Here is a 24,860-nt window from a genome sequence, read left to right as displayed (position 1 = left end):
AATAGAGAACTGTTGATAAGGATAGCAAGTGCAAAAAATGAAACTTTCCTTACTAGCAATCGTTACATTAACTATAAAAAAATAGAGGAGTAATATGTTATGGAAGAGCAAGAGTATACGAGACGCTCGCAACGGCCTAAAAAGCGTCGATTGCGTAAAGGGAGAGCATTATTTACGTTCTTATTACTCTGTGTCATTGTCATTGCCGGCTATAGCGTGATGCAATATCGCAGTGGTTTGCAATTAGCAACTGACACGAAGGTAGCACAAGAAGATTTTACTGGTGACCAAGTAAAGGACGATATTGAAAATTATTTATTATTAGGAATTGATACACGTGGAGAAGAAAAATCACGCACAGATACAATGATGGTATTATCTTGGAATAAGAAAACGAATGATGTCAAGCTCGTGTCATTTATGCGAGATATATATGCGGACATCCCTGGCTATCAATCCTACAAGCTCAATACTGCCTACTATTTAGGTGGGGTTCAGCTGTTAAAAGATACATTAAGTAATATGTTCGGCTTACCGATTCATCACTATGCACTCGTAGATTTTAAAAATTTTGAATCACTCGTTGATATTTTAGCGCCAAATGGTGTGGAAATAGATGTTGAAAAGGATATGTCTGAAAAAATTGGTGTGACCCTTACAAAAGGCACACATCAATTAAATGGTAAAGAATTGCTTGGCTATGCGCGCTTCCGTCATGATGCAGAAGGCGACTTTGGTCGTGTAGCTCGTCAGCAAAAAGTAATAGAAGCATTAAAAAATGAACTATTAGCACCTCAAAATGTATTGAACTTACCAAAATTCATTGGTGCAGCACAAGGCTATATTACGACGGACTATTCATCTGCAGGTGAAATAAAGCAAGTTTTGAAAATGGTATCAAAAGGGAAAGTATCCATAGAAAAAGCGACAGTACCGATTGAGGGCAGCTATGAGTTCCAAAACTTTAGCCACGCTGGGTCTGCCATTGTCATTGATGAACAAAAAAATAAAGCGTTTTTAAGTGAGTTTTTAGGTATTTCCTTAGAGTGATGTTTCGCAAAAGCCAACAATATCCTGTAAAATAAAGGTGAGCATTTGGATTGGGGTGTCAATATGAGAGAACAAAGACCAAGGGAGCATTCAAACTTTTTTTCAACGAAGTTTATCCGCTTTTTAGGTGGTAAAAATTTATTATTTACATTGCTTATTTTATTATTACTTGCATGTGTGATTTTCATGTTTGGAAAAGTTTCCTTCATATTTACCCCGCTACAAGTATTATTTGAAGTTGTTATTTTACCAGGGGTGCTTGCCGTAATAGGTTATTATTTATTACGCCCATTATTAGGCATACTGGAAAAGTGGCGTATTCCAAGAGCATGGGGCATCTTAATTTTATATATCGGTGTGATTGGCGTTATTACGTTACTTGTCGTGCTAGTCTATCCTTTTTTACGTGATCAATTTACGAATTTAGCACAAGAATTTCCTGTCTATTTTATGGCACTAACAGAAAAAATAGTGGAATACTTGAATAACTCTCGTATTAATGAGTATTTAGCCAATATTGAAAACTATGAAAAAGTCGTTACGAATTTTACAACGGATATTGTTGAAACTGTGAAAGATACAGCCGCAAACTTAGCACAAGGTGTTGCGACTGGTATAACAGGATTTGTATCTACCTTAACGGGCATTATTTTATCGCTCGTGACCGTGCCGTTTATTTTATTTTATTTACTAAAAGATGGCGAAAAACTGCCGAAATTCGTTATGAAAATTTGCCCACCGCGCATGCGTACGGGTTTACACGACGTCTTACACGATATGGACAAACAAATTAGCTCTTATATTCAAGGGCAAATTTTAGTTTCCATGTGTATCGGGGCCATGGTGACGATTGGCTTCCTAATCATCGGCATGAAATATGCATTGCTACTCGGCTTCTTAGCGATGATTACAAGTGTCGTCCCATATTTAGGGCCGGTCATCGCGATTACGCCAGCAGCGATTATTGCGCTTGTAACTTCGCCATTTATGCTTGTAAAACTAGCGATCGTTTGGACAGTCGTACAGTTGATTGAAGGCAAGTTTATTTCTCCACAAATTATGGGGAAATCATTAAGCATCCATCCGGTATCCATTATTTTCGTATTATTAACTGCAGGTTCACTATTTGGTGTACCAGGCGTTATTTTAGGGATACCAGGCTATGCAATTTTTAAAGTGTTAGTGACACATTTGTTTAAGTTATTTAAGAGACGATACAATCGTTATGAGGATGAAGAAATACAAAAATATGATGTCTAAGTATAAACAGCTACTGCGCTAGGCGGTAGCTGTTTTTCATGTATGCACTTAGAGGTAAAATAAAAGCATGTGAGAAGGATTTTTTCCTCTCACATGCTTTTATTCGTTAAATAGAGACGTTTTTCAGACGATCTACGGCTTCTTGCAGTAGCTCTTTTGGCTGCACAAGTGCTAGTCGCAAATAGCCTTGTCCTGCTGTGCCAAATACTGTTCCTGGTACGGTAACAACACCAATTTGCTCAATCAGCTTAAATGCTAAATCGGTGCAGTCTATATCGTATGGATATTTTGCCCACACAAACATACCGCCATCAGAAGGGGCTGCATCCCAACCGAGTGCGCGTAATCCGTTCATCAGCGTTTGATGACGCTCGGAGAATGTTGCACGCAAGTTTTCAGTAATTTCTTCGGCATTATCTAATGCTACGACTGCAGCATCTTGAATTGGTTCAAAAATACCGAAGTCTAAATTCGATTTCAGTTGCTTTAAAACGGCAATCATTTCGGCATTACCCGCAATATAGGCAATGCGTGTTCCAGCTAAGCTAAAGCTTTTTGAAAGAGAGTTAATTTCCATGCCAACTTCTTTTGCGCCTGGTGTAGCTAAAAAGCTAATCGGAGCATCCCCAGTAAAATAAAACTCGGAGTAAGCGGCATCGTGAAGAACAATAACATTATATTTTTTAGCAAAAGCCACGACTTTTTCAAAATAAGCAAGTGAAGGCATTGCAGGTACAGGATTCCCTGGGAGATTTAAAATAAGCAGTTTCGCTTTTTGGGCAATCTCTTCCGGTACTGCGTCTAAATCAGGTAAATAATTGTTCTCTGCTGTTTGTGGCATGTAGTAAGGTGTTGCACCAGCTAGATGAATGCCTGCATCGTAAGCGACGTAAGCTGGATTTGTTGATAGAACGATGTCACCCGGATCACAAAATGCGATAGGCAGATGGACTAAACCTTCTTGTGAACCAATCGTTTGAATAATTTCACTGGCAGGATCTAAATCCACTTGACTACGGCGTTTATAGTAACGGCTTACTGCATCGTAAAAACGTTGTGTGCCTGTTAACGTATAGCCATATGATTCTGCTAAGCCCGCTCGATACGATAAATGCTCGCGAATTTTTGCATGCGGAGGTAGGTCAGGACTACCTAAGCTCAAGTCGATTAAAGACATTCCTTTTTCTTGTTGTTGTTTAGCAAAGTTCTTCAAATCTCCGAAAATTGCTGGTGTAAATAAAGACATTTTTTTAGATGGTACGATTTTCAAACGAGTACACTCCTTATAGTTGTATAACAGAATAGTAGTTCACATTTTATCATACTAAAGCACAGAAAGGGAAAGTTATTCTGAAAAAAGAATATATTCTTGTAATGAAGAAGATGCTTGCATAGGCTAGCAGAAATATTTAAGCTTATATGATAGAAAATGGTGGCTTGCTCACATCAGCGCAACAAAGAGCCGTTTTTCTGCTATTATAAAGCGAGGAAGGTGTTGTGGTGATGAAGGTATTTTCTTTAAGTGGGCCGAGTGGAACAGGGAAAAGTACGAGTGCACTTGTCTTTGCACATAAAATAGGGGTTGAGGCCATTATTGATGATGGTTTATTAATCGTCAATGGCATGAAAGTTGCGGGTGTATCTGCCAAATTTGAGAAAAATACAATTACGGCTGTACGTCGTGCAATTTTTACGGAGGAGGCGCATCGTGAGGAAGTGATGAAAGCGCTCACTACAAATAATGTCCAATCGATTTTACTCATCGGCACGTCCGATAAAATGACGAAAAATATTGCTCAACGTTTAGAGCTAGGGCCAATTGCAACATTTTATTATGTCGAGGATATTCGCACACAAAAAGAAATTCAAAAAGCGCGATTTATTCGTCAAACGCAAGGTAAGCATGTGATGCCAATACCGTATCGTCAAGTCGAGCAAAATTTCTTTAAACGTCTTGTGCAAAAAGGCAAGGACATTTTTACCCCAAAGCGTGAAAAAATAGGTGAAACAACCATAGTTCGTCCGGATTTCCAACAAGAATATATTGAAATTGAAAAGCAAGTATACGTGCAATTACTATCTTTTTGCTGCAATCAACAAGATATTGTGCAAAAGGTAGAGCACATACAGTTTACACTTGGCGAACAAGCAAAGGCGACCATTTCTTTGCAATTAAAAATGCCAATCGATTATGTATTGCCACGTCGTTTACATCAGCTGCAAGAAGCGGTGCAACAGTCATTTTTTCAACATTTCGGCTATGAACTCGATGCTATTAACCTTTTTGTCCATTGTGCTTTGCCAAAAAAGAAATAAAAAACAGGTACTACTTGCGCAAACAAACGTCAAGAGTACCTGTTTTGTTATTTGGAAGGTCGTGTAAATTGCGGTTGACGTTTTTCTACAAAAGCGCGGCAACCTTCGGTAAAATCGCTGCCGACAAAGGGGGTAGAACCTTGCCAAAGTGTTGGAACACTGTCAACGCATTCTTGAACAGAACGTTTTACGGCAAGTAAGGATTCAGGGGACATACCAGCAACAAGTTTGCCCATTCGAATCATAAACTTATTGATATCTTTTTCAGCAACTAAATAGTTTAGCATGCCAAGCTTAAATGCTTCCTCCGCTTTAAACATGCGGCCTGTAAAAACTAAATCCTTTGTAGTTGAAGGGCCGACCAATTGGACAAGACGCTGTGCAAATTTATTATTTAACGTGATGCCTAATTTACCTACAGGAATACCTAATTTCGCTTTTTCAGAGCCAATGCGAATATCACAAGCTAATGCAAGTTCTAAACCAGCACCCATTGCGGGACCGTTAATAACGCCAATTGTTGGGATCGGTAAACGTTCGATTGTTGAGATTGTTTTCTCCATATGTAAAAATGCTTCTTCTGCTTTTTCAAGAGAAATCGCGTTAAATTCTTTAATATCAGAACCTGCTGTAAAATTTTCACCAGATCCTCGCAAAAGTAGCACTTTATTTTTTGGATTATCTAAGACGTTTAGTGCGATTTTAGCTAATTGATCCCACATATTTGCTGTTAGTGCATTTTTCGCCTGAGGACGGTGAATGGTAATAATCGCAAGTCCAGCCGTTTCTTGATAAATAATTTTTGCATCTTCCGCCTCAAGACGAGTTGTTCTTACTTGCATAATTGGGAAGCCTCCTACAATTAAATTAATACCTATATTATATAACACAAATAAGTAGAAACACTAACTAATACGAATTAACATGTATTTTTAACCTGTTATACAATATTATGCGCATTTTTCAGCGAGTGTACTACAACAGAATATTGCTATTGTAATAAAGCAAAACATATGAGAAACTACTATAGGAACATTTGTTTCATTATTAATGAAAGGCAAAATCAGTTCCACAAATAGATGCTATCAATCAATTACAGATTATCCGACACTAATTTATAAATAAAATAATTACCAATACGCCCGTTATATACGATAAAATTTAACTACAACACGCTCAATTGATAAGGAGGGACCAAGATGGTAACATTACGTGAAGCATGGCAAAGCTATTTATTGCTATTAAACTCGTTAAAGAAAAGTGCTGCAACAAAAAAGCAATACAATATAGACGTTCAGCAATTCATAGCATTTGCAAATGAGCAAAACATTGAAAATATCGATAACCAATTGAAAGAATTAATCGTTATCTATAGTAATTTTTTAAAGGAGAATTACCCAAATGTAAATACTTATAATCATAAAATCGCTTCGTTGCGTAGTTTTGTAGATTTTGTTTTTTTGCGAGAATGGGCAGAACCATTCGATTATGAAAGTATTTTACAGCCCAAAAAGAGAACGAAAGACACCTTAAAACTGCTTACAAAAGAACAATTAACAAACATTGTAGAAGTATGGCCAACGTATTTTCAATATGCCAAAACACAAGAGCACGCTTGGCTTGCTAGAAGGAATGGTTGTATTGTGCAAATGTTTATTGAAACAGGATGTAAGCCAGCAGAACTTGTTCGCATGAAATGGGCACATCTTGACATTGATTCAAACGTTATTGCCATCGCAAATCATAATGGAAAACGACAAATGAAGCTTACTCAACTTTTGATGGACATGTTGCTGCTTTATCAAAATGCAACAGCGGAAATACATGAGAAGAATGTAGGGGAATGGCTGTGGGTAAGTGAGACAAGCCAAACAAAACCGATTACGACGAAAACGGTAGAACGGATTTTTCAAACGATCTCTAAAGAAGTCGGCACCAATGTGCGGGCGACAGATATCCGTTATACGGTGTTGCAAAAGGCTATAAAAAGTGACTTTGCAATCGAGAGTATTCAGCAAAAAATGGGTTATGTCCGAAAATGGGTATTAACGGAACGCCGAGATCGTTTTAAGTAGACGTGCAGTAAAGAATGCTTTCACACATTTACTGCACGTTATGTTACAAATGAGTTAAAGCTTTGACATTTACTTTGACCTTCAAATCATGTTTGCCGCCTGTGTAGACGCCTTCGACAGGACTAATATCTGTATAATCCCGACCAATACATAAAATAATATGATTTTCTAATACTTCTACATTATTTGTTGGGTCTAAACCTATCCAGCCAATGCCAGGTATCATTACTTCAACCCAAGCATGTGTTGCTATATCACCGATTAAACCAGAATTTTCATTGACATATAAATAGCCACTAACATAACGAGCAGGTATGCCTTTTGCCCGTAAAATCCCTAGCATAACATGTGTGAAGTCTTGACAAACACCTCTTTTTAATTCAAAGGCTTGACTGGCAGTTGTCGTCACATTTGTTGCAGTCGGATCATAGTTAAATGTGGAATATATATATTGCATTAAATTAAGCGAGAATAGTACTGGATTTTCAGCATGACCTATCGCATGAAAAACTTCTTCTATTTGGGCGTCGGTCATATACGTAAAGCTTGTTGATTTTAAATAGGGCAAATAATGTTCATAAAAGAGCTGTGAATGAAAAATGGTTTGCATTTCAGGTGAATATTGAATGCGATGAATAAAAGGTGCACGTTGTATACTGACAATTGATGTTGTTTCAATTTCTAACTCTCGATGCTGCTCAGGAATATAAAATGTTCCGACTGTATTGCCCCAAATATCCGCATGTTCGCGCGTCAATGACGATGGTGAGATCGCAATTCGATAGGACAGCAAACGCTGTCGCTCATCACTGCGAGGTTTTAAGCGGATTGTATTTAAACTTTGATCGACTTCAGATTCATATTGAAAAGTATTGGTATGGTGAATTTCAAATTTCATTGTGTCCGCTTCCTTTTGATTACTGACTTGCGTGTTGAAAAGGAGCTGTGAGTTGTTCCTTTCAAGCTTGTAGGCTGGGTTCATATAAATGATAAACTGTGGAAAATGTATGACCGAAATCAATACATTGACACAATCTTTCCTCCATTAAAACTATCACTTCCTCTAAGGAAGATGACGGAATATCGACCTCGTTAATTGCAGCTAATAAAGCCTTTAACGGTGTGTTTAGCGCTAAAAAACGTGCTGTTAAATGGTCTTTTTCGATATGAAGAAATGCTTCTTCCAGTTTTTTTAGACAAACGATGACTGAACGTGGAAAATGCGCATCATGCAATAAATACTGGATAACATACTTCAGTTTTGTTTGATGGTATTTACGATGAAAAGACTCAGTCGCTTTTGTTAAATCGAGTAAAAACGTACCGTCTACATCGTCCAAATGGCTAGTTGCTAGTTTTTGCTGTTCTAGCATGATAAGAATCATTCGAATCATTTTTTCTGCACGTTCGAGCCATTTGCCCACTTGCATAAAATAAAAAGGCAAATCACGTTCCATAGAATCCTCGATTAAACCTGTCACCGTTAATGATGTCTTACGAACATTGTGTAAAAAATAATGTAGTGAAATTAATGGAAAAGGTCGTTCCCGTACCATAATTTCTTGCTGCATATATAAATAAAAAGCGTTGTGTAACTCCCAAAGCTCAATCGGAATACGATCACGTGTAATGCGGGCATTTTCTCGGATAGCTCTTAATGTAGCATGGAGCGCATTGCTATTGTTCTCGGAAAATAATAAGTATTCAATTAGAGGATTGACGCATATGACTTCATAGCTTGCCATAAATTCTTCTTTTGAGGCACAAATATCTAAGATAGCTTCCCAATGATCGAAATATTCATGTTCATTACCTGATTGCTCCAACATATTCAACAGCTGTACTTGTAATATATGTGCATTTGTTTCTGTTCGTTCACTATATCGTGCCATCCAATACAGTGCGTCTGCTACTCGACTTAGCATGCTGCAATTCCTCCTTTAATATCCACGTATCTTTTGCTCCGCCACCTTGCGATGAATTAACGATTAACGAACCTTCATTTAGTGCTACACGTGATAAACCACCTGGAAGCACAAAAATATCATCACCTTTCATAACATAGACTCGTAAATCAACATGACAAGGATAAAACTTACCATTTTGATAAGCTGGTGCACGTGATAACTGAATCGTCGGTTGCGCAATATATTGCTGTGGATGTTTTAAAATTTTTTCATGGAAACTGTTGATTTCTGCAGCACTGGCATGCGGTCCAATGAGCATATCATAACCACCGGAAGCACTCACATTTTTAATTACTAACTCATGTAAATGGTCAAGCACCCATGCCCGCTGACTTTCATCATGGAGATGGTAGGTAGGCACATTTTCTAAAATAGGTTCCTCTTGTAAATAATAACGAATCATATCTGGTACGTAAGCATACATCGCTTTATCATCTGCCACACCATTTCCTACTGCATTTAAAATCGCAATATTGCCTGCCTTGTAAGCCGCCATTAAATGCGCTACACCAAGTAAAGAATCCTCTCGAAAGACAGTTGGATCTAAAAAGTCATCATCTATTCGACGATAAATGATATCAATTTGCTCGAGACCATAAATGGTCTTCCTATAAACTTTAAGATCTTGAACAATTAAATCCCGTCCTTCTACAAGCTGTATATTGAGTTGTTGCGCTAAAAATACATGGTCATAATAGGCAGAATTATACATCCCTGCGGTTAATAAAACTGCTTTTGGTTCTACATGAGCTTGTAAAGTAGGTGGTCGATGCGCAAGAAGCGCCTTTTTCATCGATGCCATTTGTTTTTCAAGTGATTGAATGGTATGTTTAGAAAAAAATTCAGGATAGATTTCCTTCATAACATAACGGTTTTGAAAAACGTAAGAAATGCCAGAAGGATTACGCAAATTATCTTCCAATACACGATAAACTCCATGTTCATCGCGAATTAAATCAATGCCTGCTAAAAAAATATGATTATCAATCGGCACTTTCACACCGAGCATTTCTGGAAAATAATACGGATTTTGTTCGATAAGCCTTCGTGGAATAATGCCGTCTATGACGATTTGCTGTTGTGTATAAACATCATGTAAAAAACAGTTTAACGCTTTAACACGTTGTTTCATTCCTGTTTCAATAATATGCCATTGTTCATGGGGGATAATAATCGGTACAAAATCAAAAGGCATTGTTCGTTCTGTCCCACCCTGTGCACCATATACAGTGAATGTTATCCCTTGTCGAAGGAAGCTTGATTGCGCTTGCTGGTGTTTTTCTTCTAGCTGTTCTGGTGAAAAAGCACTTAACTTACGATAGAAGGAGCAATAATGCGGTTTCGGCTGATCACCATCTAACATTTCATCAAAATACGAACCTGAATCATACAATTTCATCATGTGAACCGCCTCCGAATTTAAGTAGTAATAAAAACGTGTTACACTTATAGAAATACATAAAAGGAGCTAGTAAAAAATGACAAACATTAATTTAATGCAAGCTTATGAGTTAGACAAGCTATCGAAACTAGATTTGTCTGACGAGGACATTTTACAAACTTTAAGAACAGGGGATGTATCTTCATGGCATTCATTGGCACCAAACAATGAATTCAATGAAACATTGGCTCTTTATCGAGAAGGTGAACAAACATTTTTAATTGCGCTGCATGGTCAATATCGAATTAAATATGTAACATTGCCAGGCATACAACGTTTACTCCATCTTCGTTTTAATTTAGAAGAAACAAAGCATTTCACATTGGAAGATACAGGTATTACAAATTTAACTTGCGATGAGGATACTATTTTGAAGATCGAAGACATGTTATCCATTAACTGGACGATAGCCAAACAAACAGATGGTACATATCGTATTTTCGCTAAATATTTACAAACATCCATTTAATTCCATGCGCGTTGTGAGACGAATCGACTCGTATCGTTATACGTCGAATCATTTTTCGATTCGTCTCAGCGCATCATCGTATACTAGAGTTTAATATTCATTCGGCGATAGAATTATGCATAAAAATTTTTTCTACTATCCAATTTCTAGTAGCTGAAGGTTGCTAATTCACAAATTATATATGTAATTATTTTCAAATAGATGGAAGCATGACTTGGCTGCAAATTCCACTATACTAAAATGTAGTTTCCTCATATCAAGTTTTAACTGACAAAATAAAAAAGCATAAATAATCAAGCGATGATTTCTACTATGTAGAAGTCATCTTTTTTTATCCATAAAATAGGAGGTGCTATTGTTGAATAAGCTATTTTTTGCAATAAAGTTCCCAAATTTATATTTGGGAACGTTTTTTGTGGTAAAATAGTGCATATAGAGGTGATTTTATGCAAACGCAACTACCGAAAATAATGAAAGATTTCCTCGTGTACTTAACGACCATTAAAGGGAAATCACAGCGTACAAGAAAAGAATATGAATACGATCTTACTTTATTCTTTCGTTTTCATATAGCGATGCAAAATGATATCGCGATTGCCCAACTAAACGACATCAATATTGCAACTATTACAATAGAAGAAATTCGTGAAATTACATTAGAGGATCTCTATTTATTTATGGAATATTGTGAGGTGCACCGTCAAAACGCTGCTTCAGCAAGAGCGAGGAAAGTAGCCACATTAAAGTCATTTTTTAAATACCTTAAAGGCAAACGGCGTCTCATAGAGGAAAATCCAGCAGAAGAGTTGGAAACACCGAAGATTGGACGCAGAAAACCAATTTATATGAATATGGCAGAGGCAACACAATTTATTGATGGGATTCAAAACTACCGAGCTTCACCGCGCAATTATTGCATGATGATGTTTTTCTTAAATCTCGGCATTCGAGTATCAGAACTTTGCCAACTCAATACTTCCTCCATTCAAGGACGGTATTTAACCGTTATCGGAAAAGGGAATAAAGAACGTACCGTTTATTTAAATGATAGTTGCCTCCAAGCATTAAACAATTATCAACAAAGCGGAAAAACAGTTTATAAAGGTGCAGGTGAAGAGCCGCTATTTGTGTCACAAAAGGGAACACGTTTTACCCGACAAACAGTGGCTAAAATTGTCAAGCAAATCAACAAACAGTCCGGATTACATAAGGACCACCTAACACCGCATAAACTACGCCATACTTCTGCGACCATGATGTATAAAGCAGGTGCAGATATCAGGAGCTTACAGCATATATTAGGGCACTCCAGTGTTGCGACAACGCAAATTTATACCCATATTGAGGATGAACAGTTACAACATGTACTAGATAATAATCCATTCAATATTGTAGCCGACAGATAGATTACAAGAATACAAACGAAGATGATGCATATATACTAAGTAGGAGCAAATTTAAGGGGGATAACGCATGATACCATCATTACTTGTGCAACTAAATGCAACAAGAGAACAATTAGTAAAGGAAATAGAGCTACTCAACAATCGTCAATTTAATCAAAAGGCTGATGCAAACAGCTGGAGTATCGCGCAAATCTGTCATCATTTAGCGCTAGTAGAAGCATCGACTATCAAAGCCATTGCCTGGGGCCTATCTTCACAAGAAACTACCCAACCCGAGCGGCTCGATGTTCAGAAAATAACAGATAGAACGACAAAGCTTGCAGCACCCAAAATTGTTGAACCGACTGATAAACCTTTTGAAGTGCAGGATATGCTAACATTGTTAAGTGAGACAAGGGAGCAACTAACTAGTTTTTTACTCGGAATTGCCGATCCATCTTTGCTGGCGAAAAAGGCGGTAAAACATCCAGCCTTCGGTCCATTAGCACTCGACCAATGGATAGAGCAAGTATATTTACATGAACAACGTCATATTGAGCAAATACAGGAAAGCAAAACAAGCGTCAGCTAAATTGATTTAGGAGTTAATCGCACAGCAGTTATGACAAAAGCAACAAAGCAAATGATAAAAAAAAGAACAAAACAATTGATGAAAAATATCTACTTAGAACTTAGAGATTGCTTTATTGTTGAAGTGATTTGGACGATTATCATGTGGATACCAAGGCTTGTCCTAAGACTAATTAAAAATTTATGGTAAAACAAGCACATAAAACTCGACTTCTCCCCATTAACGGAGGAATCGGGTTTTTTTACTTGTTTTACGGGAATAACCTATTGACGAACGGCATAATCTGTTATATATTAAATAAAAATAAAAACAACTGTTATAAAACAGATTCTAAGGAGGAATATTTAATGTCAAAGTATCGTGAAGGTTATGAGTTTTATTGTGAAATGTGTGAACGCTATGGTCTAGAGCCTATTTCATTCCGTTATTACATCATTCAATTATCGCAGGAACAACTTTCAGCTTATAATATGCAAGCAAAAAAGCTTGGAATTTAAGTTATGAATGATAAAGGATGTGGTTATGACGGACGCCAAAATGAATAGTTTATAAAAAGCCCAGTCTTACTTTTTAAGTACAACTGGGCTTTTATTAATAGTAAAGAAATTTCAGAAAAATTATTGACGGCAGCGCTCAACTGTTATATATTATTTATACAAAATTAAATCTGTTATAGTACAAAATGGAGGGATTTATTTGGCACAGTATAGAGAAGGGTACGACTATTATTGCAAAAAATGTGAACAGTTTAATTTAGAGCCTATTAATTATTATTACTATATGAATAAGTTGTCGCAAGAACAATTAGCTTATTACAATGAAGCAGCGCAAGAAAGGAAGTAGATCGTATGACAGATTATCGACAAGGGTATGAATTTTATCGCCAAATTAGTGACCAACATGGATTAGAGCCGATTAATTTTCACTACTATATTTTATCTTTATCACAACAACAACTAGATGCTTATAATGAACAAGCAAAAATGATAGGAGGACCGATAGAATATGAAGTCTCATAACATGTAAAATGCCTTACTGCCCGACTGTGACAGTAAGGCATTTTATATTCATATAATATTCTTCGTCATATATTTAAAAGGTAAATAGTATAACAACAGTATTTACGGTAGTACAAATGTAATTATTGTTAATGAAAAATCACTATAACTAGTACGTTAAAAGTCATTATTTTATGTCTAAATTATAGAAATCAGTATAATTAGAAATTTGCAAAACTTATATTTGGGTTGAATTAACTGCTTTTCTAAGACTATAATATAATTACATAAAAAAGGGCCATCTACCACAACTTTATACCTCACTCCTATATAAAGAAAAAGTACTAAACCCTCTTATTTTAATGAACGGAGAATGAAGATGATGAATATCACGCCGAGTAGTATAAATCAAGTGAACTATAGCTTGAAAGAATTACAAGATATTTTTTCAGCAATGAACAGTTCGATCATCGTAGCTATAACAGATCGGACCGGAAAAATTACTTTTGTTAATGATCATTTTTGTAAAATTTCTAAATATACGCGTGAAGAATTGATTGGACAGGATCATCGTTTGCTAAACTCGGGTTTCCATCCGAAATCTTTTTTCAGAGAAATGTGGAAAACGATTGGAAAAGGAGATATGTGGAATGGTGAGGTGTGCAATCGCGCAAAAGATGGTAGTTTATACTGGGTGAAAACAACAATCATTCCTTTCCTTGATGATCAGGACAAACCTTATCAATATATTGCGATTCGAGTAGATATTACCGCGCAAAAAGATATAAAAAAAATTACACATATTGCGTATCATGATGAATTAACAGGGTTACCAAACCGTCGTAAATTAGAGCAACGTTTAGAAAATGAATTTCATCAATCTCGACGTACAAGTGAGAAGTTTGCGTTATTTTTCATTGATGTCAATCGTTTTAAAAACATAAATGATGGACTTGGCCACATCATCGGCGATATGTTTCTTGTAGAAATGGCAAATCGTTTGCGAAATATCGATTACACTTCTAATTCTTTTTATCGTCATAATAGCGATGAATTCGTTATGATATTAAATGATGTGTCGCGTATCGAGGAAATGGCAAAAGAAATCATTGCTGTTTTCAATGATAGCTTTATTGTAGATGCTTATGAATTTTACGCCAGTATTAGTATTGGTATAAGCATTTTTCCTGATCATGCGAATTCTATTGAAGATTTATTAAAAAATGCTGATATCGCCATGTATGCTGCAAAATCTACTCGAGGTAATCAATATAGGTTATATCGTCATAATATGGATGAAGCAAATGACAAGTGGTTATTACTTGAAACGAAACTTCATCAAGCATTAAAGAATGATTCCTTAGAGTTGCATTATCAACCAAAAATCGATTTAAAGACAGATCAAGTGGTAGGCATGGAAGCATTGCTGCGTTGGTATGATTCGGAGTTAGGTCAGTTGCCACCGGATCGCTTTATCCCGTTTGCAGAAGAATGCGGTTTAATTAATGATATTGGTGTATGGGTATTACATAAGGCTTGTGCGCAAGTATGTGCATGGAACAAAACTTTTCAGTTAAATTTACGTGTAGCTGTCAATATTTCGCCGATTCATATTAGCACACAAGGTTTTGTTGAAATGGTACGGGGAGTTATTGCAGAGACAAATATTGACCCACATTTATTAGAAATTGAAATTACGGAAATGAGTATGCTTGATTATACAGAAGAGTTAATCAATACAATTGAGGAGCTACGAGCTTTAGGCATCACAATTGCATTAGATGACTTCGGTACAGGCTATTCATCGTTAAATTATTTAAAAAAATTCCCTGTAGATGTATTAAAAATAGATCGGGCATTTGTGCGTGATATTTTACCAGAGAATACGGGTATCGCCATGATTTCAGCCATGATTTCATTAGCACACGCGTTAAACCTTCAAGTAGTTGCTGAAGGTGTCGAAGAGGAAGCTGAATTAAATGTGTTGCGTGAGCATGGCTGTGACTATGTACAAGGCTATTATTTTAGCAAGCCGCTATCTGTGGAAGACTTTACAACTAACATCCTAAAATAATCATCAATAAATAAAACTAACTCTTTCGTGGAGTTAGTTTTATTTATCGTAAGTTAGTTTACATAATATTTTTATAGTTAAATAAAACTAATTTACATTTTTTGTTATGTTTGTGGTACAATTTGGGTTGAATTAGCCTCACAAAGGAGGATGGGTTATATGAGAAAGAACATTTTATTTGCATAGCAAAGGCTATTGCATAAAACTAAATCCAAATAGCCTTTGCTCTTCCTAAAAGATCAATCATACATTTAGGAGTGCAAATATGAGCTATAAAAAAGCAAGTAAACTGTTACCGGCAGAGTTGATAGCGTTAATTCAAAACTACGTAGATGGTGAGACGATTTACATCCCCCGAAGACAAGATCGTAAAAAGAACTGGGGGGCAGGAACTACTACTAGAAATGAACTAGCTAAACGAGATAATCTGATTTATCAAGATTTTCGTTCGGGCACAGATATAAAGACTTTAAGTGCGAGGTATTATTTATCTTTAAAAAGTATTCAACGGATTATTTTGAAAGAAAAAAGGAAAAATAGATGAAATAATTGATGTGGTTTTTCACTTTCAAGTGCTCGTCATAAAAGCGGAATCCAAAGGCAGTAGTCCGCTATCATTAATAAGCTATGTGGGATTTTTCCACATGGCTTATTTTCTTTTATGAAACAAATATAAGGTTTTTCTTGGTATATCAGGCATTTATAATCAAACTAACAATGTGTCAATAGGAGAGATGATCCATGCCTTACTTGATAACGAAAGAGCATAATACCGAAGCGAAAGAACTGGTGAATAACGAGCTATACAAATTTAACGTAAAACATTTTCCAAAAGATTTACGAGGCAAGTACGAAGAAATTCATATTTTCTTAAAAGATGAGAATGGCAATGTCCGGGGAGGAATTGTTGGGGAAGTATGTTGGAACTGGTTAGAAATTCATACGTTCAAAATCGATGAGAATATACGACAATGTGGATTCGGTACAAAATTATTATTAGCACTTGAGGAGATCGCTTTTGCGAAACAATGTGATTTTATAAAGGTAGACACATTAAGCTTTCAAGCGTTAGGATTTTATGAAAAACACGGCTATCAAGTATTTGGAACGTTAAATAACGTAGGTAGAGATTTTCAGCATTACTATTTGAAAAAAGAGTTAACACCTTAAAAATGGAGGCTTTACAATGCATCATTACTTTACAATCGACTGTGGTGAAGTTTTATTAAGAGCGTTTCGTGTGGAAGATGTAGATGCTATTTATGAACTTACTTCACAACCGGAAGTCTATGAGTTTTTGCCAGATTGGCGTTCGACAAGAGAACAACGGCTAAACTGGGTTACAAATTATGAAATACCTGCTAACAAAGCATTTTTATCAGCATTGCCGAATATAATAGGTCAAAATTACTTAATGCTAGGAATTATCTTAAAGGAAACTGGTGAATTTATTGGTTTTTGCAATACTGGCATAAAAGAAGAACTATGTGAACCAAATCGTGAAATCGCTTATGCTATGTCAAAACATTACCGCAATCGTGGATACACAACGCAAGCAGTACAAGGTTTAATACAATTTTTATTTGAGCAGACAAATGTGGAACAAGTCAATACAATCGTCCAACTGCAAAATGTTAGTTCGACCAAGGTGATTGAAAAATGCGGCTTCCAATACAAAGAAAATATTGAAATTGATGAGCTAATGTATGCACATTATACATTGCTGAAAGAGGATTGGCAAAAGGACAAAGTCAATTAGTTGAGAGGCGTTAATCATAGTGATTAACGTCTTTTATTGAGCTAAAGCTATTAATTCAACTCAACAATATGGTAATATAAGGTATTAATAAAGTATGTTTGCTAAGAAAGGAGGACATGCACATTCCCAAGGGGTTATTTTGCTTCGCGTTTCTTTTTGGTGTTTGCTTATCAGGTTGTACATATAATAGCCTTCAAGGGGATACACCACCTAACGTTTTTATTGTAATAGCAGGTGAGAGTTATCCAACAAAGCTTGGTACATATTGTTGGCAAGAACGATGTGTTGATACATCGGGTCCTATTGACATGTTAAAAAATAGCGAGACCATTAAGGTCGAACCAGGACAAACGATTAAGTTTATGATGGACTTTGAACCACCACCAACCACCATAGAGCTCTCAATATTTAGAGAAAATGAGGAAGAAGTCAGTATTGAGCTGCAAGATGTTCATTTTTCTGCACCGACACAAAAAGGAATATACTATTATTCCTATAGTTTAAGATGGCAGAAAGATGAGCTATCGATTGGGGATGCCCATTATGCATTTGCATTAGAAGTAGAGTAATGCTGTAGATTAGGAGAATAGAAAATGGAATCTAAACTAATTATTATACGAGGCAACGCAGGCAGTGGGAAAACAACTACAGCGAAACAATTGCAAAACCAATTGGGGCGTGGCACGCTGCTCGTTTCACAAGATGTAGTACGTCGTGATATGTTAAAAGTGCACGATAGAGATGGTAACCTATCCATTGATTTAATTCGTCAAATAGCTGAGTACGGCAAGGATAAAAGTGAATTTGTCATTGTCGAAGGCATCTTATATAAAAGTCGTTACGGTAATATGCTAAATAGTTTAATTCAACTGTTTGCGCCCAGGACTTTTACTTATTATTTTGATTTATCGTTTGAGGAGACAGTTAAACGACATGAAACGAGGGCGCAAAAGCTGGACTTTGGAGAAGAATCTTTACGTGCATGGTGGAGGCCTCATGATACCCTTGAAGTGGACGGAGAAATACGATTGTCGAATGAACTGTCGCAGCAAGATGTCGTCAATTTAATCATGAATCAATTATCGAATTAGCTAGCATTTCTATGCAAGTATCTCTTACAATGGATATATTGAGCTCGAATTTACAACTATACTAAAAAATGCTAAAATTTATGGACCAATGAATAATTCATTGGAATGACAATTTAGGAGTAGCTGCCAATAACATATACCTATTTTAATATTTTTGTCTAACACTCAACGTCAAAAATGAGAATAGGAGAGACATCATGGTAGAATTGCACACAGAAAGATTAAGAATAATACCTTTGAACGCAGAAAATCTAAAGAACCTTATTGAGGATCCAAAGCAACTAGCGCAAAAATTTTCTTTAATGTCATCCGATAGTTTTTTAGATACAGAACTTCAACAAGCGATGAAAATTCGACTTGCAAAATTATTGGATGATCAGGATCATTATATTTGGTATACCAATTGGTTGATTGTGTCCAAAAGCCATAACTGCACTGTTGGTGGGATCATGTTAAAAGGTCTCCCAAACGCCAATGGTGAGGTCATTATAGGGTATTACACATTGCCTGATTACCAACGAAACGGCTTTATGACAGAAACCATTTACGCAATGAAAAACTGGTTGTTAAGCCAACCTGATGTAAAATCGGTTGTTGCGGATACGGAAAAAAATAATATCGCATCACATAAAGTATTAGAAAAAGCAGGGGCAGTACTTTATAATGAAACAGCCGAGTTATATTATTGGAGATTTATCTAACAAAAGCGATAAATATAAACAAAAAAGAGGACCTTTTTGAGGTCTTCTTTTGTTTTATACAGTAGCCATTTTTTGTAGGTCATAACCTTTTTCATTCTTTACCATTTAGCACATTGCGTGTTCTGCGATTGATGACATTTAAAATAGTAATATACTTCTGAAAATCTTCTGTTGTAAATTGCTCAAGGTTTTGCAAATGGTTGCCATACTCTTCTTGATCTAGCTTTTTATGATATTCATAAACTAACTTGCCTTTTGGTGTTAATTCAATGGTTAATTCTCGATAATTATTAGGATTTCGATATTTAAATGCTAAGTCTTTTTTGATTAATTTATCGACCATTTGAGAAACAGCACTTTTTGTACGATTTGTTAATTCTGCTATTTCAGAAGTATTCGTTTTAATTTGATCGCCAATTAAGTTTAGTGTATGTACTTCAATCATATAAAGCTCGTCATCGGTTCCGTACTTTCTTGGAATATTTTCGTATGAACTAATAAGCCTTGATGTTTCATAAAGGGTTTCCATTAGTTCGTAAAACACTTTCTCCTTCTCCATTTCACAGCCTCCTTTCAATCCGCAATAGACAATTATGAATACATTCTAACATATTAGAAAATCGAATAGAGATAGTTACGTATAAAAGGAATAATTTTTAAAAAAATCTGAATTTTATATTGACCATTTTACAGTTAAGGTGCTAAACTGAGAAAAATTCATTTTAAACGTTTGAAAAAATGCTTTTTAACAGAAATATCCGAAGGGGGCTATATAGTGCATTACAATTTTGATGAAAAAATTGAACGTCGAAATACGTATTCCTTGAAGTGGGACGGCGGAGAGTTAATTAAACAATTAGGTTATACAGAAAGATATGATGATGAGACGATTCCATTATTTACAGCTGATATGGATTTACCAGTACCTCAGCCATTGATTGAAGCGCTCCATAGAACGGTGGAGCATCGTATATTTGGTTACTCTGTTTTTCCAGATGAGTACTATCAAGCAATTCAGCAGTGGTTTAAAAAAAGGCATAACTGGACAATTGACAAAGAGGCCATTGTTTTTAGCCCTGGTACCGTTCATGCTTTAAACGTAGCAGTAAGAGCATTAACTAAGCCTGGTGATGGTGTCATTATCCAACGTCCTGTTTATCCACCATTTACAGCAGCTATTGAAGGGAATGGCAGAAATGTTCGAAATAATGCCTTAATTCGTCGTAGTGATGGCTATTACACCATTGATTTTGAAGATTTTGAAGCGAAAGCACAAGAAGAGAACACAAGTATGTTTGTGCTTTGTCACCCACATAATCCTACTGGAAGAATTTTTACAAACGAAGAATTGAAAAGGCTTTCAGCTATTTGTGAAAAAAACAATGTCCTTATTGTAGCAGATGAAATTCACGGAGACTTAATTAGAAAAAATCACACATTTACACCATTAGCTAACATTGCGAACAATACCGACCACATCATTACTTGCACAGCGATCAACAAAACATTTAATGTTGCAGGTTTACATTGCACGAATGTTATTATTTCCAATGCTGAACTAAGAAAGATTTATAGTGAAGCAATGGGGATGCAATTACCATCTCCATTTACAGTTGCTGCCCTTATTGCTGTCTACAATGAAGGGGAGGAATGGTTAGAGCAATTGACACAATATATTGACGACACAATGGCCTACGTGAAACAATTTTTAGCTAAAAAATTGCCTACTGTGAAAGTCAGTATTCCTGAAGGCACTTATGTCATGTGGATGGACTTTAGCGGATATGGACTTCCAGCACAAGAAGTACATGATCGTATTTATAATAAAGCCAATGTGCTACTGGAAGACGGTGACTTATTTGGCGAGGAAGGTGAATGCTGGCAACGAATCTGCATCCCATCACCGAGACCACTTATTGAAGAAGCACTTGAAAGAATTGCTAAGGAATTTCAAGATATCGAAAGGGGCGATGCATAATGAAAGCATTTGAACTCGCACAACAAATAGAAGACTATGTCATTGGCATTAGAAGAGATCTTCATAGACACCCAGAGATTGGTTTAAACGAAGTCAGAACAATGAAAGTAGTAACTGAAGAGTTAAGCAAAATGGGCATTCGTTATGAGATTGTGCCTGATGGTGGCATTATTGGCTTTATCGAGGGCAATCAAGCTGGAAAAACATTAATTCTTAGGGCAGATTTAGATGCGCTGCCGATGAAGGAAGAAGAAAATAATTTAAAAATGAAAAAGGTAGTTGTATCTAATACGGACCAAGCTGCGCATACTTGTGGCCATGATGGACATACAGCGATGCTCTTAGGGGCTGCTAAAATTTTAAGTCAGCATCAAGACAAAGTGAAAGGGAAAGTGCTGCTCGCTTTTGAACAAGGGGAGGAGATGGGAGGAGGCATTTTTAATCTATTAAAGCGCTTATGCGAGATTGGTGCAGATGGAGTATGGGGCATCCATTTAAAGTCGGATATACCAACTGGAAAAATTTCTATTGAGCAAGGACCAAGAATGGCCGCTTCATTTAGCTTTAATGTCTTAATTAAAGGAAAAAGTGGACACGGCTCACGTCCGGATTTATCGATTGCGCCATTAGATTGCTTTACAGACTTCTATAGCAATTTAAAAGCAATGCGGTTAAGCTCCCTAGATCCTTATAAAACCATTACCTATTCAATCGGTATGATAAATTCGGGCACTGCCAGCAATATTATTCCTGAAGATTTACAGTTTTCCGGAACAGCACGATATTTGGACTTTGAACAAGGGGCACATGCTGCGAAAGAATTTAAAAGAATACTAGAAAAGGTTTGTGATTTACATCACTGTACTTATGAATTTATTACAGAGCCTAAGGAATGTGATTTAATTGTCAGCAACCAAAAAGAGTGTGCACAAATTGCGAAAGTGGCTATCGAAAAAGCCGTTGGTGAAGAAGCTCTGTACACTTCACCAGCGTGGATGGCATCCGAATCATTTGCGTTTTATGAAAAGTATTTTCCCGGTATCTTTGCCTTTTTGGGCATTGAAAATGTCGAAAAAGGCATTGGGGCAGAACATCATAATGTGTTCTTTGATTTAGATGAAGATGCTTTAAAGCTTGGTGTAGCAGCTACTGTACAATACACAATTGATTTTCTTAATAACGACAATGAAATTACCTTTACGCCAGATACAAGAGATATTAAAAGCTTATTTGTTGCGAACGGTTTTGCCCAGCTAATAAGACATTAAGTTAAAAAAGGAGATGAAATAATGACACGCAAAAGACTTTGCTACTTACTATCGTTCATTGCATATATTGGAATGCCTTTAGGAATCCCCTTTATTAAAAGTGCCGAACCATATGTTCTAGGTCTTCCATTCCTGTTATTCTGGATGGTTTTATGGATTTTGTTAGGGACAGGCTTAATGCTAATAGTGCACCGTTTAAATCCTAGTGCTAGAGAGGAGCTAGAATAAGATGATTATATCGGTAGGAATCATTGCATTTTTCTTATGTATTGCATTACTGTTAGGTGTTATTGCTAGTAGAGGGAAGGATATGAGTCTAGAGCAATGGAGTGTTGGTGGCAGAGGATTTGGCTCCATTTTTATATTTCTATTAATGGCAGGTGAGATCTATACAACGAGTGCTTTTTTAGGAATAAGTGGTTGGATGTATGGAAAAGGTGGCGCAGCATTTTATAATATTATGATGCTAAACTATGTCATTGCCTATTGGTTAACACCGAAAATATGGAGCTATGGTAAGAAACATAATTTGCTATCGCAATCCGACTTTTTTGAAAAAGCCTATAAAAGCAAAGCGCTTGGCATGCTGATTGCTGTTGTAGGACTAGCGGCGTTAATTCCTTATTTAATTATCCAGCTAAAAGGTCTTGGCATTATTGTTTCTGAAGCTTCCTACGGTGCCATTGATCCGAAAATTACAATATGGATCGGCACAATTGCGATGATTGTTTATGTGATGGTTTCGGGTATACATGGCTCTGCTTGGACAGCGGTAATCAAGGATTTTCTCATTCTTGGCGTCGTACTATTTTTAGGGCTTTATTTACCTTTTCATTATTATGGCGGGATTCAACCGATGTGGGAAGCAATTGAAGTGGCGAATCCTGGGTTTTTATCGCTGCCAGACTCAGGTTTGAGTGCCTCGTGGTATGTATCGACAATGATGTTAACATCGTTAGGGTTTTATATGTGGCCACATACTTTTGTTGCGACTTTCTCAGCAAAAAGTGGTAATGCGCTAAGGAAAAATGCCATTATGCTTCCGATTTATGCACTATTTATCTTATTTGTTCTTTTTGCTGGAGCGGCAGCTATTTTACAAGTGCCAAATCTATCAGGTGGTAATGTAGATTTAGCATTATTTAAAATATCCACACAAACATTTCATCCAATTATCGTAGGTTTGATTGGCGCAGCAGGGCTGTTAACTGCCATTGTGCCGGGTTCATTAATTTTAATGTCAGCGGCAACTTTATTTGCCAAAAATATTGTTAAACCGCTTCGACCGCAAACGACGGATCAGCAAATTGGACGTATTGCTCGTTACACTGTACCAATGGTGGCACTAGTTGCTTTGTACTTTACATTTAGTGGTGGAGGAGCCATTACGTTATTATTTTTAATGGGCTATGGTCTCGTGACACAATTCGCACCTGCGGTAGTATGTAGCTTTTTTAAGAAAAATCCGTTTACGCTCCAAGGAGTATTCGTCGGAATTATTGTCGGTGTGGCGATAGTTGGTTGGCAAGCGGCAACTGGTACAAATTTAAGCACGCTGTTCCCGAGTTGGCCATCTTATTTACAGGATATTAATATCGGTTTTCTTGCTTTAGGGGTCAATATCTTTGTAACGCTCACTGTTAGCGCATTTACCAGAAAAGGAATTGTGCTACATGACGAATCATCTAATGAGAAAGCGGTAGAAAGTATTTCTTAATATTATTTATCTGAAAATTCTGATTAAAATTAAACGGAGGCGTTTTACGTGGAAAATAATAGTTTATACCAAAAATCAAATATTCGTAGATTACCAGAGCTTGCAAAACTAGCACCTGAGACATTCAAAGCATTTGCTACTTTCGATCGTTTGGCGCTAGCTGATGGTATCCTTTCTAAAAAAACGAAAGAATTAATTGCCATTGCTGCTGCGCATGTCACTGGTTGCCCTTACTGTATTGATGCACACGTTGCGAATGCAAAGAAATTACAAGTTTCTAAAGAAGAAATGACAGAAGCAATTATGGTGGCGACTGCGCTAAAAGCTGGATCTGCTATTGCGCATGGCTTAAATGCATTACAAGCATATGATGGAGAAAACAATGAAGATTTATATCAAAAATCAAATCTTGCTCGTTTTAAAGAGATTAATCAATTAAGCCCAGAAGCCTTCCGTGCATTTAATCAATTTGATTTAGCAGCATTGAAGCCAGGGCTTTTAAGCAAAAAAGACAAAGAGTTAATTGCAGTTGCGATTGCACATATAACTGGCTGTGCGTATTGCATCGAAATTCATACTAAAAATGCCAAGAAGTTAGACGTATCGCGAGAAGAATTAGTTGAAGCGATATTTGTTGCTACCGCTCTTAAGGCAGGATCGGCGCTGGCCCATAGCGTCAATGCGCTTAATGCGTATGACGATAATGAATAAGTAATGAT

General features: G+C 36.5%; 28 protein-coding genes. 22 read left to right on the top strand and 6 right to left on the bottom strand.

The window, feature by feature from the left end; all coding sequences use genetic code 11:
* Positions 1-99: 99 nt before the first annotated feature.
* Positions 100-1,050, top strand: a complete 951-nt coding sequence (locus ACKVEV_RS06000; protein ID WP_409369497.1) for an LCP family protein — start codon at positions 100-102, stop codon at positions 1,048-1,050.
* Between the two features lie 63 nt (positions 1,051-1,113).
* Positions 1,114-2,310, top strand: coding sequence for an AI-2E family transporter (locus ACKVEV_RS05995; RefSeq protein ID WP_409369496.1), 1,197 nt, complete (start codon positions 1,114-1,116; stop codon positions 2,308-2,310).
* Between the two features lie 106 nt (positions 2,311-2,416).
* On the opposite strand, the gene ACKVEV_RS05990 is transcribed toward ACKVEV_RS05995, so the two are convergent.
* The gene (locus ACKVEV_RS05990) at positions 2,417-3,580 is read right to left on the bottom strand and encodes an aminotransferase class I/II-fold pyridoxal phosphate-dependent enzyme (protein ID WP_409369495.1); all 1,164 of its coding nucleotides are present in this window, start codon (positions 3,578-3,580) and stop codon (positions 2,417-2,419) included.
* 233 nt (positions 3,581-3,813) lie between these two features.
* Between ACKVEV_RS05990 and ACKVEV_RS05985 the strand changes: the two genes are divergently transcribed.
* Positions 3,814-4,626 carry a hypothetical protein gene (locus ACKVEV_RS05985; RefSeq protein ID WP_409370512.1) on the top strand — a complete coding sequence of 271 codons (813 nt, stop codon included), beginning with the start codon at positions 3,814-3,816 and terminating at the stop codon, positions 4,624-4,626.
* A gap of 47 nt (positions 4,627-4,673) precedes the next feature.
* On the opposite strand, the gene ACKVEV_RS05980 is transcribed toward ACKVEV_RS05985, so the two are convergent.
* Positions 4,674-5,468, bottom strand: coding sequence for an enoyl-CoA hydratase/isomerase family protein (locus tag ACKVEV_RS05980; protein WP_409369494.1), 795 nt, complete (start codon positions 5,466-5,468; stop codon positions 4,674-4,676).
* Positions 5,469-5,825: 357 nt separating this feature from the next.
* Here ACKVEV_RS05980 and ACKVEV_RS05975 point away from each other — a divergent pair, with 357 nt between their 5' ends.
* Positions 5,826-6,701: a tyrosine-type recombinase/integrase gene (locus tag ACKVEV_RS05975; protein ID WP_409369493.1), complete on the top strand. Its 876-nt coding sequence runs from the start codon at positions 5,826-5,828 to the stop codon at positions 6,699-6,701.
* Positions 6,702-6,744: 43 nt separating this feature from the next.
* Here the strand turns inward: ACKVEV_RS05975 and ACKVEV_RS05970 are convergent, their stop codons facing one another.
* The 3 genes from ACKVEV_RS05970 to ACKVEV_RS05960 all read right to left on the bottom strand — a co-directional run bounded on the left by ACKVEV_RS05970 (position 6,745) and on the right by ACKVEV_RS05960 (position 10,070).
* Complete coding sequence (locus ACKVEV_RS05970; RefSeq protein ID WP_409369492.1) at positions 6,745-7,599, bottom strand: transglutaminase domain-containing protein; 855 nt, start codon at positions 7,597-7,599, stop codon at positions 6,745-6,747.
* Between the two features lie 61 nt (positions 7,600-7,660).
* The gene (locus ACKVEV_RS05965) at positions 7,661-8,626 is read right to left on the bottom strand and encodes an alpha-E domain-containing protein (protein ID WP_409369491.1); all 966 of its coding nucleotides are present in this window, start codon (positions 8,624-8,626) and stop codon (positions 7,661-7,663) included.
* A complete protein-coding gene (locus ACKVEV_RS05960; RefSeq protein WP_409369490.1) occupies positions 8,580-10,070 on the bottom strand; it encodes a circularly permuted type 2 ATP-grasp protein in 1,491 nt (496 codons plus the stop codon). Before ACKVEV_RS05960 ends, ACKVEV_RS05965 begins: the two co-directional genes overlap by 47 nt.
* A 76-nt stretch (positions 10,071-10,146) precedes the next feature.
* Between ACKVEV_RS05960 and ACKVEV_RS05955 the strand changes: the two genes are divergently transcribed.
* The 13 genes from ACKVEV_RS05955 (at position 10,147) to ACKVEV_RS05895 (ending at position 19,178) form a co-directional block, all read left to right on the top strand.
* Complete coding sequence (locus ACKVEV_RS05955; protein WP_409369489.1) at positions 10,147-10,578, top strand: hypothetical protein; 432 nt, start codon at positions 10,147-10,149, stop codon at positions 10,576-10,578.
* A gap of 446 nt (positions 10,579-11,024) precedes the next feature.
* Positions 11,025-11,984 carry a tyrosine recombinase XerC gene (locus ACKVEV_RS05950; protein WP_409369488.1) on the top strand — a complete coding sequence of 320 codons (960 nt, stop codon included), beginning with the start codon at positions 11,025-11,027 and terminating at the stop codon, positions 11,982-11,984.
* 67 nt (positions 11,985-12,051) lie between these two features.
* Positions 12,052-12,555: a DinB family protein gene (locus tag ACKVEV_RS05945; RefSeq protein ID WP_409369487.1), complete on the top strand. Its 504-nt coding sequence runs from the start codon at positions 12,052-12,054 to the stop codon at positions 12,553-12,555.
* Positions 12,556-12,902: 347 nt separating this feature from the next.
* Positions 12,903-13,052, top strand: coding sequence for a transcriptional regulator (locus ACKVEV_RS05940; RefSeq protein WP_409369486.1), 150 nt, complete (start codon positions 12,903-12,905; stop codon positions 13,050-13,052).
* 199 nt (positions 13,053-13,251) lie between these two features.
* Entirely contained in the window at positions 13,252-13,398 is a 147-nt protein-coding gene (locus tag ACKVEV_RS05935) for a transcriptional regulator (RefSeq protein WP_409369485.1), read from the top strand.
* Positions 13,399-13,403: 5 nt separating this feature from the next.
* Complete coding sequence (locus tag ACKVEV_RS05930) at positions 13,404-13,574, top strand: transcriptional regulator (RefSeq protein WP_409369484.1); 171 nt, start codon at positions 13,404-13,406, stop codon at positions 13,572-13,574.
* A gap of 358 nt (positions 13,575-13,932) precedes the next feature.
* On the top strand, positions 13,933-15,627 hold the full coding sequence (locus ACKVEV_RS05925; protein ID WP_409369483.1) for a putative bifunctional diguanylate cyclase/phosphodiesterase: 1,695 nt from the start codon (positions 13,933-13,935) through the stop codon (positions 15,625-15,627).
* A gap of 265 nt (positions 15,628-15,892) precedes the next feature.
* Entirely contained in the window at positions 15,893-16,171 is a 279-nt protein-coding gene (locus tag ACKVEV_RS05920) for a CD3324 family protein (protein ID WP_409369482.1), read from the top strand.
* Between the two features lie 197 nt (positions 16,172-16,368).
* Positions 16,369-16,797 carry a GNAT family N-acetyltransferase gene (locus tag ACKVEV_RS05915; RefSeq protein ID WP_409369481.1) on the top strand — a complete coding sequence of 143 codons (429 nt, stop codon included), beginning with the start codon at positions 16,369-16,371 and terminating at the stop codon, positions 16,795-16,797.
* Between the two features lie 16 nt (positions 16,798-16,813).
* On the top strand, positions 16,814-17,386 hold the full coding sequence (locus ACKVEV_RS05910; protein WP_409369480.1) for a GNAT family N-acetyltransferase: 573 nt from the start codon (positions 16,814-16,816) through the stop codon (positions 17,384-17,386).
* A gap of 116 nt (positions 17,387-17,502) precedes the next feature.
* Entirely contained in the window at positions 17,503-17,955 is a 453-nt protein-coding gene (locus ACKVEV_RS05905) for a hypothetical protein (protein ID WP_409369479.1), read from the top strand.
* A 24-nt stretch (positions 17,956-17,979) separates the two neighbouring features.
* Complete coding sequence (locus ACKVEV_RS05900; RefSeq protein WP_409369478.1) at positions 17,980-18,477, top strand: kinase; 498 nt, start codon at positions 17,980-17,982, stop codon at positions 18,475-18,477.
* Between the two features lie 197 nt (positions 18,478-18,674).
* Positions 18,675-19,178 (top strand): GNAT family N-acetyltransferase, encoded by a 504-nt coding sequence (locus ACKVEV_RS05895; protein ID WP_409369477.1) that lies wholly within the window; start codon positions 18,675-18,677, stop codon positions 19,176-19,178.
* 91 nt (positions 19,179-19,269) lie between these two features.
* On the opposite strand, the gene ACKVEV_RS05890 is transcribed toward ACKVEV_RS05895, so the two are convergent.
* Positions 19,270-19,737: a MarR family transcriptional regulator gene (locus ACKVEV_RS05890; protein WP_409369476.1), complete on the bottom strand. Its 468-nt coding sequence runs from the start codon at positions 19,735-19,737 to the stop codon at positions 19,270-19,272.
* Positions 19,738-19,953: 216 nt separating this feature from the next.
* On the opposite strand from ACKVEV_RS05890, the gene ACKVEV_RS05885 reads away from it, so the two are divergent.
* The 5 genes from ACKVEV_RS05885 to ACKVEV_RS05865 are packed head-to-tail and all read left to right on the top strand — an operon-like array spanning position 19,954 to position 24,852.
* On the top strand, positions 19,954-21,156 hold the full coding sequence (locus tag ACKVEV_RS05885; RefSeq protein WP_409369475.1) for a MalY/PatB family protein: 1,203 nt from the start codon (positions 19,954-19,956) through the stop codon (positions 21,154-21,156).
* Positions 21,156-22,424 carry an amidohydrolase gene (locus tag ACKVEV_RS05880; RefSeq protein ID WP_409369474.1) on the top strand — a complete coding sequence of 423 codons (1,269 nt, stop codon included), beginning with the start codon at positions 21,156-21,158 and terminating at the stop codon, positions 22,422-22,424. The genes ACKVEV_RS05885 and ACKVEV_RS05880 overlap by 1 nt, the downstream gene beginning before the upstream one ends.
* 21 nt (positions 22,425-22,445) lie before the next feature.
* Entirely contained in the window at positions 22,446-22,652 is a 207-nt protein-coding gene (locus ACKVEV_RS05875) for a DUF3311 domain-containing protein (RefSeq protein ID WP_409369473.1), read from the top strand.
* A 1-nt stretch (position 22,653) separates the two neighbouring features.
* Positions 22,654-24,141 (top strand): sodium:solute symporter, encoded by a 1,488-nt coding sequence (locus tag ACKVEV_RS05870; RefSeq protein ID WP_409369472.1) that lies wholly within the window; start codon positions 22,654-22,656, stop codon positions 24,139-24,141.
* A 48-nt stretch (positions 24,142-24,189) separates the two neighbouring features.
* The gene (locus ACKVEV_RS05865) at positions 24,190-24,852 is read left to right on the top strand and encodes a carboxymuconolactone decarboxylase family protein (protein WP_409369471.1); all 663 of its coding nucleotides are present in this window, start codon (positions 24,190-24,192) and stop codon (positions 24,850-24,852) included.
* Positions 24,853-24,860 lie beyond the last annotated feature (8 nt).

It is taken from the genome of Lysinibacillus sp. 38-6 (genome assembly GCF_046245175.1).
Classification (GTDB): Bacteria; Bacillota; Bacilli; order Bacillales_A; family Planococcaceae; genus Lysinibacillus.
The sequence above is the reverse complement of the archived record's forward strand: the minus strand, read 5'-3'. Positions and strand labels throughout refer to the sequence as shown.